The 11192-nt window shown below is 66.4% G+C and carries 8 protein-coding genes and 1 pseudogene; 8 read left to right on the top strand and 1 reads right to left on the bottom strand.

The annotated features are described in order from the left end of the window. The 8 genes and pseudogenes from mreB to tldD form a co-directional block, all read left to right on the top strand. Positions 1-671: pseudogene (gene mreB / locus B3E94_RS00950) on the top strand (rod shape-determining protein MreB); the annotation flags it as partial. Positions 672-833: 162 nt separating this feature from the next. Then, complete coding sequence (gene mreC / locus B3E94_RS00945; RefSeq protein ID WP_286911988.1) at positions 834-1865, top strand: rod shape-determining protein MreC; 1032 nt, start codon at positions 834-836, stop codon at positions 1863-1865. Then, positions 1865-2353 carry a rod shape-determining protein MreD gene (gene mreD, locus B3E94_RS00940; RefSeq protein WP_176517450.1) on the top strand — a complete coding sequence of 163 codons (489 nt, stop codon included), beginning with the start codon at positions 1865-1867 and terminating at the stop codon, positions 2351-2353. The genes mreC and mreD overlap by 1 nt, the downstream gene beginning before the upstream one ends. A 33-nt stretch (positions 2354-2386) precedes the next feature. Continuing rightward, entirely contained in the window at positions 2387-2983 is a 597-nt protein-coding gene (locus B3E94_RS00935; RefSeq protein ID WP_286911986.1) for a Maf family protein, read from the top strand. A gap of 70 nt (positions 2984-3053) precedes the next feature. Next, the gene (gene rng, locus B3E94_RS00930) at positions 3054-4511 is read left to right on the top strand and encodes a ribonuclease G (RefSeq protein WP_176517448.1); all 1458 of its coding nucleotides are present in this window, start codon (positions 3054-3056) and stop codon (positions 4509-4511) included. A gap of 82 nt (positions 4512-4593) precedes the next feature. Next, the gene (locus B3E94_RS00925; protein WP_286911985.1) at positions 4594-8409 is read left to right on the top strand and encodes a YhdP family protein; all 3816 of its coding nucleotides are present in this window, start codon (positions 4594-4596) and stop codon (positions 8407-8409) included. 14 nt (positions 8410-8423) lie between these two features. Then, positions 8424-9275 (top strand): carbon-nitrogen hydrolase family protein, encoded by an 852-nt coding sequence (locus tag B3E94_RS00920; protein ID WP_286911984.1) that lies wholly within the window; start codon positions 8424-8426, stop codon positions 9273-9275. Between the two features lie 2 nt (positions 9276-9277). Continuing rightward, positions 9278-10717, top strand: a complete 1440-nt coding sequence (gene tldD, locus B3E94_RS00915; RefSeq protein ID WP_286911983.1) for a metalloprotease TldD — start codon at positions 9278-9280, stop codon at positions 10715-10717. Positions 10718-10761: 44 nt separating this feature from the next. Here the strand turns inward: tldD and yjgA are convergent. After that, positions 10762-11192, bottom strand: a 431-nt coding sequence (gene yjgA / locus B3E94_RS00910; RefSeq protein ID WP_286911982.1) for a ribosome biogenesis factor YjgA, incomplete at its 5' end; no start/stop codon positions are given.

Genomic DNA, 11192 nt, shown 5'->3' with positions numbered 1-11192 from the left:
CCATTCGCGAGTCGGCCCTGGGTGCCGGTGCCCGTGAAGTGTTCCTGATCGAAGAGCCGATGGCCGCTGCCATCGGTGCCGGCCTGCCGGTCGAGGAAGCGCGTGGCTCGATGGTCGTCGACATCGGCGGCGGTACCACCGAAATCGCCCTGATCTCGCTCAACGGCGTTGTCTACGCCGAGTCCGTGCGTGTGGGCGGCGACCGTTTCGACGAAGCCATCGTCACCTACGTGCGCCGCAACTACGGCAGCCTGATCGGCGAATCCACCGCCGAGCGCATCAAGCAGGAAATCGGCACCGCCTACCCAGGCGGCGAAGTGCGCGAAGTCGACGTGCGCGGCCGTAACCTGGCCGAGGGCGTACCACGCGCCTTCACCCTGAACTCCAACGAAGTGCTCGAAGCGCTGCAGGAGTCGCTGGCGACCATCGTTCAGGCGGTCAAGAGCGCCCTGGAGCAATCGCCGCCGGAGCTGGCCTCCGACATCGCCGAGCGCGGCCTGGTGCTGACCGGTGGTGGCGCGCTGCTGCGCGACCTGGACAAGCTGCTGGCCCAGGAAACCGGCCTGCCGGTGATCGTTGCCGAGGACCCGCTGACCTGCGTCGCCCGAGGCGGCGGTCGCGCCCTGGAAATGATGGACAAGCACGCGATGGACCTGCTCTCGAGCGAGTGATCTGCGCCGCTTTCCAGTGCCCGGTTTACAGGTAGCACGCGCAGTGCTACCTGTATGCGCTGGGCTGGCGTCCTTCCGGGCGTCGTTTCCGTCAACCCGCAACCAGGCTGGTGCGTTGTCCCATGTCCAATGACCTCCTGAGTCGTCCACGAGGAACGGCCCATTAAACCGCTTTTCTCCAAGGGCCCCTCGCTGGGCGTTCGCCTGCTCGTTCTGGTAGTCATGTCGGTCGCGTTGATGGTTGTCGACGCGCGCTTCGACGTGCTCAAACCCGTGCGCAGCCAGATGGGCCTGGTGCTGATGGAGTCGTACTGGATCACCGACCTGCCGCAACGTGCGTGGCAAGGTGTGGCCGGCCAGTTCGGCAGCCGTACCGAACTGATCGCCGAGAACGAAAAGCTCAAGACCGAAGCCCTGCTGCTGCAGGGGCGCCTGCAGAAGCTGGCGGCCCTGACCGAGCAGAACGTGCGCCTGCGCGAGTTGCTCAACTCTTCGGCACTGGTCAATGAAAAGGTCGAAGTGGCCGAGCTGATCGGTGTCGACCCCAACCCGTTCACCCACCGCATCCTGATCAACAAGGGCGAGCGCGACGGCGTGTTCCTCGGCCAGCCGGTGCTCGATGCCCGCGGCCTGATGGGCCAGGTGGTCGAGCTGATGCCGTACACCTCGCGGGTGCTGCTGCTCACCGACACCACCCATAGCATCCCGGTGCAGGTCAACCGCAACGGCCTGCGCGCCATCGCCAGCGGTACCGGCAACCCGGAACGCCTGGAACTGCGCCATGTGGCGGACACCGCCGACATCAAGGAAGGCGACCTGCTGGTGAGCTCCGGCATGGGCCAGCGCTTCCCGGCCGGCTACCCGGTGGCCACGGTCAACGAAGTGATCCACGACTCCGGCCAGCCTTTCGCCATCGTTCGCGCCATTCCCACCGCCGCGCTCAACCGCAGCCGCTACATGCTGCTGGTGTTCAGCGACCGGCGCACGCCGGAGCAGCGCGCCACCGAAGCGGCGATTGCCCAGGAAGAAGCTGACCGCAAGGGTGCGACGAGCCCGGCCCAGCCAGCCGCCAATGGCGATCAGGCCGCGCCGGCCAGTGCACCGGCCCCCGCTGCCGGGGCACCTGCTCCCGCCGCTGCGCCCGCCAGCCCGGCGCCGGCGCCCGCGGCACCTGCTCACCCACGGAGGCAATGATGGCCAAGTCGCGCCGTAACCACGGTTGGGTCATCTGGCTGACGTTCGCCATCGGCCTGCTGCTCAGCGTTTCCCCCATGCCGCAGTTCCTCGAAGTGTTCCGGCCCATGTGGCTGGCGCTGCTGGTGTCGTTCTGGACCCTCATGGTGCCGAACAAGGTGGGCATGACCACCGCGTTCGTGCTCGGCCTGGCCGAGGATGTGCTGTATGGCACGCTGCTGGGGCAGAACGCCCTGATCCTGACCCTGATCACCTTCCTGGTGCTGTCCCTGCAGCAGCGCCTGCGCATGTTCCCGATGTGGCAGCAGAGCCTGGTGATCCTGGTGATCTTCGGCATCGCCCAGCTGATCCAGCTGTGGCTCAGCGCGCTCACCGGCAACCGCCTGCCGACCCTGGCGCTGGTCTGGTCGGCGGTGATCAGCGCCTTGCTCTGGCCCTGGATCAGTTTCGCCCTGCGCGACCTGCGCCGGCGCTTGCATATCAACTGACGGCGCTGGCGCCACTGACAGGGAGATGTCTGCATGAACCCGCTTTACCTGGCCTCCGGCTCCCCCCGTCGGCGTGAACTGCTGACCCAGATCGGCGTGCCGTTCACCCCTGTCAGTGCCCCCATCGATGAAACCCCGCTGCCCGGCGAAAGCGCCGAGGCCTACGTCGAGCGCCTGGCCGTGGCCAAGGCCGAGGCCGGCCTTGCCAGCCTGGGCAGCCCGGCGCTAACGCTTGGCGCAGACACGGCGGTGGTGCTCGATGGTCGTATTCTCGGCAAGCCGGAAAACCGCGAACATGCCTTGGCCATGCTGGCCGAGCTGTCTGGCCGCGCGCATCAGGTGCTGACCGCCGTCGCAGTGAGCGATGGCCAGCGTTGCCAGAGCCTGTGTGTCGCCAGCAACGTGCGCTTTCGCCCCATCAGCCCGGCAGAAGCCGAACGCTACTGGGCCAGTGGCGAGCCGGCGGACAAGGCCGGCGGCTATGCCATCCAGGGCTTGGGGGCGGTGTTCGTCACCGGGCTTGAAGGCAGCTATTCGGCGGTGGTCGGCCTGCCTTTGAGTGAAACGGCCGAACTGCTCGGCCAATTCGGTATCGCCTGCTGGCAGGTACCGGCGCTTTGCCAGAGGTAATAGAAACCAGCGGTGGCCAGCCTGGCACGCGCGATCCATCATTAGCGAAGACCTTTGACGAGAGCCTGCCATGAGTGAAGAGATCCTGATCAACATCACCCCGATGGAATCACGTGTGGCGGTGGTGGAAAACGGGGTGCTGCAGGAAGTGCACGTCGAGCGCACCCTGCGCCGCGGCATCGTCGGCAATATCTACAAAGGCAAGGTGGTGCGCGTGCTGCCGGGCATGCAGGCGGCGTTCGTCGACATTGGCCTCGAGCGCGCGGCGTTCATCCATGCCTCGGAAATTTCCCAGCGCGAAGGCTCGGCGGTGGAGACCATCACCGCCTTGGTGCACGAGGGCCAGGCCCTGGTGGTGCAGGTCACCAAGGACCCGATCGGCACCAAGGGCGCGCGCCTGACCACCCAGCTGTCGATTCCCTCGCGCTACCTGGTGTACATGCCGCGCAGCAGCCATGTCGGCATTTCCCTGAAGATCGAAGACGAAGCCGAGCGCGAGCGCCTCAAGCAGGTGGTCAGCGACTGCATCAACAACGAGAACATCAAGGACGCCGGTGGTTTCATCCTGCGCACCGCCGCCGAGGGCGCGCGTGCCGAAGAAATCCTCCAGGACATCCGCTACCTGCGCCGCCTGTGGGAGCAGATCGGCAGCCAGATCCAGACCTGCGGCGCGCCCACCGTCATCTACGAAGACCTGGGCCTGGCCCTGCGTACCCTGCGCGACCTGGTCAACCCGAAAATCGAGAAAATCCGCATCGACTCGCGGGAAACCTTCCAGAAAACCACGCAGTTCGTCGGCGAATTGATGCCGGAGATTGCCGATCGTCTGGAACATTACCCCGGCGAGCGCCCAATTTTTGACTTGTATGGGGTCGAGGACGAAATCCAGCGCGCCCTGGAGCGCAAGGTGCCGCTCAAGTCGGGTGGCTACCTGGTGGTCGACCCGGCCGAGGCGATGACCACCATCGACGTCAATACCGGCGCCTTCGTTGGCCATCGCAACCTTGAAGAGACCATCTTCAAGACCAACCTCGAAGCGGCCACCGCCATTGCCCGGCAACTGCGCCTGCGCAACATCGGCGGCATCATCATCATCGACTTCATCGACATGGAAGACGAAGAGCATCAGCGCCAGGTGCTGCGCACCCTGGAAAAGCAGCTCGAACGTGACCATGCCAAGACCAACATCATCGGCATCACCGAGCTGGGCCTGGTGCAGATGACCCGCAAGCGCACCCGCGAAAGCCTCGAACAGGTGCTGTGCGAGCCCTGCGTCGCCTGCCAGGGCCGCGGCAAGCTGAAGACCCCGGAAACCATCTGTTACGAAATCTTCCGCGAGATCCTCCGCGAAGCCCGCGCCTACCAGGCAGAGGGTTACCGGGTGCTGGCCAACCAGAAGGTGGTGGACCGTTTGCTCGATGAAGAATCGGGTAACGTGGCCGAGCTTGAAACCTTCATCGGTCGAACCATTCGCTTCCAGGTCGAGTCGATGTACTCGCAGGAACAATACGATGTGGTGCTGCTCTGAGGCTTTCTGACGCACGCCACATGATGGCCGGGCTGGCAAAAGCGGTACCAGCAGCCATCATGGATAAACGAATCGGAGGGCCATGGCCATGGGACGTCTGACCCGCGTTCTTGTCGCCTTGACCCGCTGGGGCCTGGGTATCTGCGCCCTGTTGGCGGTGCTGGTGGCGTTGTATGTCAGCCTCGGGCGCGAGCTGGTGCCGCTGGTGGCCGAGTACCGCGCCGACGTCGAGGCCAAGGCCGAACAGGCCCTGGGCCTGCCGGTGCATGTGGGCGCCCTGGAAGGCCGCTGGAGTGGCCTGGCCCCGGTGCTCAGCGTGCGCGACCTGCAACTGGGCGACGGCGCTTCGGCCTTGCGCCTCGATGAGGTCAAGCTGGTGCCTGATCTGTGGGCCAGCCTGACTTCGCGCGAGGTGCGCCTGGCGCATATCCAGCTTGGTGGCTTGCAACTGATCCTGCGCGAAGACGAGCAGGGCGCCTGGGCCCTCGAAGGCTTGCCGAAGAAAGACGACGCGCCACTGGACCCGGCCGAGCTGCTCGAGCGCCTGCGCCAGCTGGGGCGCATCGATGTGTTCGACAGCCAGGTGACGCTGCAGCCCTGGCAGCGTGATCCGCTGACCCTCACCTATGTAAGCCTCGGCCTCAAGGCCGGCGCCTCGCGCCAGGCCCTGGACCTGCGCGCGACCCTGCCCGACGGCCAGCCCCTGGCGGTCAACCTGCGCAGCCGGGCCACGGCGAGCAATTGGCGTGACGGCGAGGCCCAGGTTTACCTGAGCCTGCCGCAGAGCGACTGGGCGAGCTGGCTGCCGCCGCGCCTGCTTGGCCAGTGGCAGGCCCAGGCACTGCGCGCCGGTGGCGAGTTCTGGGTCGACTGGAGCAAAGGCCAGTTGCAACAGGCCGTGGTGCGCCTCAACGCGCCCCAGTTGCGCGGTGCCTACACCGGGCGCAAGGCCGTGACCCTGGACAACCTGGCGCTGTCTGCCTGGTTCCAGCGCCAGGCGCAAGGTTTCGATGTGGTCGTCGATTCGCTGGCCACCAACATCGGCAAGACCCGCTGGGAGTCGCACCTGCAGCTGCGCCAGCGGCCAGGCGCCGAACCTGCGGCTGAAAGCTGGCAGGTGCAGGCAGACCGCCTCGACCTGACCCCCCTGACCCCGCTGATCGATGCCCTGGCTCCGCTGCCGGAGAAACTCATGACCGTGGTCGATGCCTTGAAGGTCACAGGTGCCCTGCGCAATGTGCAACTCGAGGTGCGGCCCAAGGCCGAAGGCGACCAGCGCCTGCAATTTGCCGCGAACCTGGAGAAGGTTGGTTTCGATGCCTATCACGGTGCGCCGGCCGCCGGCAATGTCAGCGGCAGCATCAGTGGCGACCTCGGGCATGGCGAACTGCGCCTGGATACCGATGCCTTCATGCTGCACCTGTACCCGATCTTCGCCAAACCCTGGCATTACGAGAAAGCCAATGCGCGCCTGACCTATGCCCTGGACAAGGACGGCTTCACCCTGACCGCTCCGTACCTGAAGGTGTTGGGCGAGGAGGGCAAGATCGCCGGCGATTTCCTGATTCGCCTGCTGTTCGCCGAAGGCACCGAGAGCTACATGGATCTGCGTGTGGGCCTCACCGAAGGCGACGGCCGCTACACCGCCAAGTACTTGCCCGAGGTGCTCAGCCCGGCACTCGACGAATGGCTGCGCAGCGCCATCGTCAAAGGCAATGTCGACCAGGGCTACTTCCAGTATCAGGGCTCGCTCAACCATGGCGCGACGCCTGAGTCGCGCAGCATCAGCCTGTTCTTCAAGGTGCATGACGCGGCGTTGGACTTCCAGCCGGGCTGGCCCCAGGTGCAGCATGTTGATGGCGATGTGCTGATCGAGGACAGCGGTGTGCGCATCAAGGCCAGCAAGGGCCTGCTGCTCGATACCAAGGTCAGTGACGTCACCGTCAATATCCCCCACGTCGAGGGCAACGAGCACAGCCACCTGTTCCTCGACGGCCGCTTCGACGGCACCCTCGGCGACGGCCTGAAAATTCTCAAAGAGGCGCCGATCGGCACGGGCGAGATCTTTGCCGGCTGGGAAGGCGAAGGGCCGCTCAAGGGCAAGGTCAAGCTCGACATCCCCCTGGCCCACGGCGAGCGGCCGAAAGTGCAGGTGGACTTCGCCACGTCCGACGCGCGCCTGAAGGTGGCCCCACCCACCTTGGAGCTGAGCCGCCTGAAGGGCGATTTCAGCTTCGATTTCGACAAGGGGCTCAGCGGCAAGAACATTGCCCTGCAGGCGTTCGGCAAGCCGGTGACCGCGCAGATCACCGCCGAAGGCCAGGGCGGGCAGATGCAGACTCGCATCAATGCCAACGGCCAGGTAGCGCTCAAGGCATTGACCGAGTGGCTGCAGTTCAAGCAGGCGCTGCCTGCCTCGGGCGAGCTGCCCTACCAGTTGCAGGTCAACCTGGGCAGCCGTGACAACAGCCTGAGCGTCAATTCTTCGCTCAAGGGCCTGGCCATCGACCTGCCGGCGCCCTTCGGCAAGGCCGCGCAAGAAACCCGCAACACCCGTTTCGCCATGAATCTGCAAGGCCAGGAGCGGCGCTTCGATGCGGCCTACGATGACCTTGCCCGGTTTTCCTATGCCGCGCCGCCCGACAAGCTCGGCCAGGGCCGTGGCGAGTTGCTGCTGGGCGCCGGCACTGCGCAACTGCCCGCCAGCCAAGGCCTGCGCGTGCGCGGGCGGCTGGACAAACTGGACCTGGCGCCCTGGCAGGAGCAGGCATCGCGCCTGGCGGGCGACGACCCAGGCGGCAATGCCCGGCAGAACCTGCAGAGCGTCGACCTGAGCATCGGCCAGCTCAAAGCCTTTGGCATCGACTTGAACCAGGCCGTGGTGCGCCTGGCGCGCAGTGGCCCGGCCTGGGACCTGCGCCTGGACAGCAAGGAAGTGATCGGCAATGCGCGGCTGCCGGATGCCAAGGCCGCGCCGCTGACCGTGCGCCTGCAGACCTTGCGCCTGCCTGCCGCCGACCCTGCACAGGCGCAGGCCGAGGAAGGCCCCGACCCGCTGGCCACGTTCGACCCGCGCAAGGTGCCGGCGCTGGACCTGAACATCGACAAGCTGTACCGCGGCAACGACCTGTTCGGCAGTGCAGCCCTGAAGCTGCGCCCGACGGCGCGCGGTGTGGCCGCGCAGGATGTGCAGCTGGACTTCAAGGGGCTGCAGGTCGACGGCGGCGGCGGCTGGGAGGGTACCCCCGGCGCCACCAGCAGCTGGTACAAAGGCCGCCTGAAAGGCAAGAACCTGGCCGATGTACTCAAGGCCTGGGGCTTCGCCCCTACCGTGACCAGCCGCGATTTCCGCCTGGACGTGGACGGCCGCTGGCCCGGTTCGCCGGCCTGGGTCGGCCTGAAGCGCTTCTCGGGCAGCATGGATGCGGCGTTGAACAGCGGCCAGTTCGTCGAAGTGGAGGGCAGCGCCCAGGCCCTGCGCGTGTTCGGCCTGCTCAACTTCAATTCGATCGGCCGCCGGCTGCGCCTGGACTTCTCCGACCTGTTCGACAAGGGCCTGGCCTACGACCGGGTCAAAGGCCTGCTGGTGGCCAGCAACGGGGTCTACGTGACCCGCGAGCCGATCACCGTGACCGGGCCGTCGAGCAATTTCGAGCTCGATGGCACCCTGGACATGGTCCGTGACCGGGTCGATGCCAACCTGCAGGTGACTTTGCCGGTGACCAACAACCTGCCCCTGGCAGCGCTGATCGTGGGCGCGCCGGCGGTCGGCGGGGCGCTGTTCCTGGTCGACCGGCTGATCGGCGACCGGGTATCGCGCTTCGCCAGCGTGCACTATCGCGTCGAAGGGCCGTGGAAAGAGCCTAGAATCACCTTTGTGAAACCCTTCAACAAGTAGTCCCGGGAGTGCCCATGAAGGCAGCGGTTATCCAGATGGTCAGCCAGGACGATGTGCTGGCCAACCTGCAGCGGGCGGGTGCTCTGCTTGAACAGGCGGCCTTCGGCGGCGCCCGGCTGGCGGTGCTGCCCGAGAACTTCGCGGCCATGGGCCGCAAGGACGCCGCCGCCATCGGCCGTGCCGAAGCCTTGGGCGAGGGGCCGATACTGCCCTGGTTGAAACGCACCGCCCGCGACCTCAGATTATGGATAGTTGCCGGCACCTTGCCGCTGCCGCCCGAAGGTCGGCCCGAGGCCAAAGCCCATGCCTGCTCGTTGTTGATCGACGAACACGGTGAGGTGGTGGCGCGTTATGACAAGCTGCACCTGTTCGACGTCGATGTGGCCGACAACCGCGGCCGCTACCGTGAATCCGACGACTACGCCCACGGCGCCCAGGTGGTGGTGGCCGATACGCCTGTGGGGCGCGTGGGGCTCAGCGTCTGCTACGACTTGCGCTTCCCCGAGCTGTACAGCGCCCTGCGCGGCGCCGGCGCGGAACTGATCACGGCACCTGCCGCGTTCACTGCGGTCACAGGGGCAGCGCACTGGGAAGTGCTGATTCGCGCCCGCGCCATCGAGACCCAGTGCTATGTGCTGGCGGCGGCCCAGGGCGGCACCCACCCCGGCCCGCGGGAAACCCACGGGCAAGCGGCGATCATCGACCCCTGGGGGCGGATCGTCGCCGAACAGGCGCGCGGCGAGGCGGTATTGATCGCTGCGCGCGACCCTGACGAACAAGCGTCCATACGGGCGCGCATGCCGGTGGTTTCGCACCGGCGCTTTTTCTCGCAGGACGCCTTGCGCCCTGCGCACACCTCGGAGTGACTATGAGCCAGATGTTATCCACCGTCAGCGAGCAGCTCCTGGCCCCAGGCGGACTGACCCTGGACAGCCTGCAGGCTGTGCTGGGCGAGTTGGCCGGCCCGGGCATCGACGCCGCCGACCTGTACTTCCAGGGCCAGATTTCGGAAACCTGGGCGCTGGAGGACGGCATCGTCAAGGAAGGCAGCTTCAACCTCGACCAGGGCGTGGGCGTGCGTGCCCAGTCGGGTGAGAAGACCGGTTTCGCCTACAGCAACGCGATCAACCTCGAGGCGCTGACCTCGGCGGCACGCGCGGCGCGTTCGATTTCCCGTGCGGGCCAGAACGGCAAGGTGCAGGCCTTCCGCAGCCAGGACGTGACGGCCCTGTATGCGCCCGATAACCCGCTGGATGTGCTCAGCCGCGCCGAGAAGGTCGAGCTGCTCAAGCGCGTGGATGCCGCCACCCGTGCGCTGGACCCGCGCATCCAGCAGGTCAGCGTGAGCATGGCCGGGGTCTGGGAGCGCATCCTGATTGCTGCCGCCGACGGCAGCCTGGCGGCCGATGTACGGCCGCTGGTGCGTTTCAATGTCAGCGTCATCGTCGAGCAGAACGGCCGTCGCGAACGCGGTGGGCAGGGCGGTGGCGGGCGTACCGACTACCGCTTCTTCACCGAAGAGAAGGTCATGGGTTATGCCCGCGAAGCGCTGCGCCAGGCGCTGGTGAACCTGGAAGCGATCCCGGCGCCGGCGGGCACCCTGCCAGTGGTGCTGGGTTCGGGCTGGTCGGGCGTGCTGCTGCACGAGGCGGTGGGCCATGGGCTGGAAGGTGACTTCAACCGCAAGGGCAGCTCGGCGTTCAGTGGCCGTCTGGGTGAGAAAGTGGCATCGAGCCTGTGCACCATCGTCGACGATGGCACCCTCGAAGGCCGCCGTGGTTCGCTGAGCGTGGACGACGAAGGTACCCCCACCGAATGCACCACGCTGATCGAGAACGGCATTCTCAAGGGCTACATGCAGGACAAGCTCAATGCCCGCCTGATGGGCATGGCCGTGACCGGCAACGGCCGCCGCGAATCCTACGCGCACCTGCCGATGCCGCGCATGACCAACACCTACATGCGCGCCGGTGAAAGCGACCCGCAGGAGATCATCGCCTCGGTGAAGAAGGGCATCTACTGCGCCAACCTCGGCGGCGGCCAGGTGGACATCACCAGCGGCAAGTTCGTGTTTTCAACCAGCGAGGCCTACCTGATCGAGGACGGCAAGATCACCGCCCCAGTCAAGGGTGCAACCCTGATCGGCAACGGGCCTGAGGCCATGAGCCGGGTATCGATGGTCGGCAACGACCTGGCGCTGGACAGTGGCGTGGGGACGTGTGGCAAGGATGGTCAGTCGGTGCCCGTGGGCGTTGGCCAGCCGACCTTGAAGCTGGATGCGATCACCGTCGGCGGTACCGGCGCGTGATGGCTGCACCGGGGCTGCGCGAATGGCAGCCCCGGTGCTTGCCGTCAGCGCAGGCCGCGCTGAATTTCGTCGAGGTCGCGGATGTACTTGAACACCTTGCGCGCAGCGGCGGGCGGTTTGTTCCGCGCTTTTTCGTGCTGGGCATGGCGGATCAGCGAACGCAGCTGCTGGCGGTCGGTGTCGGGGTACTCGTTGACGAAGCGCTCGAGGTCTTCGTCATTGCCGTCGATCAGGCGGTCGCGCCAGCGTTCCAGGCTGTGGAAGCGCTCGTTGTACTGGCGGCTGGAGCTGTCGATCTGCTCGAGCACCGCATGGATGGCGTCCAGGTCCTGGTCGCGCATCAGCTTGCCGACGAACGACATGTGGCGTTTGCGTGCGCCGTGGGCGGTGTGCTTGCTGGCCTCGGCCAGGGCCTTGCGCAGCTCGTCGGTCAGCGGCAGGCGCGCCAGGGTATCGGCCTTGACCGTGGTCAGGC

It is taken from the genome of Pseudomonas sp. UBA6315 (genome assembly GCF_002438125.1).
GTDB lineage: Bacteria > Pseudomonadota > Gammaproteobacteria > Pseudomonadales > Pseudomonadaceae > Aquipseudomonas > Aquipseudomonas faucium.
The sequence above is the reverse complement of the archived record's forward strand: the minus strand, read 5'-3'. Positions and strand labels throughout refer to the sequence as shown.

Excerpts from the sequence above, each read along its gene's own strand:
- mreD (WP_176517450.1), top strand. The coding sequence starts at position 1,865 with ATGGCCAAGTCGCGCCGTAACCACGGTTGGGTCATCTGGCTGACGTTC.
- B3E94_RS00935 (WP_286911986.1), top strand. The coding sequence starts at position 2,387 with ATGAACCCGCTTTACCTGGCCTCCGGCTCCCCCCGTCGGCGTGAACTG.
- rng (WP_176517448.1), top strand. The coding sequence starts at position 3,054 with ATGAGTGAAGAGATCCTGATCAACATCACCCCGATGGAATCACGTGTG.
- B3E94_RS00925 (WP_286911985.1), top strand. The coding sequence starts at position 4,594 with ATGGCCATGGGACGTCTGACCCGCGTTCTTGTCGCCTTGACCCGCTGG.
- B3E94_RS00920 (WP_286911984.1), top strand. The coding sequence starts at position 8,424 with ATGAAGGCAGCGGTTATCCAGATGGTCAGCCAGGACGATGTGCTGGCC.
- tldD (WP_286911983.1), top strand. The coding sequence starts at position 9,278 with ATGAGCCAGATGTTATCCACCGTCAGCGAGCAGCTCCTGGCCCCAGGC.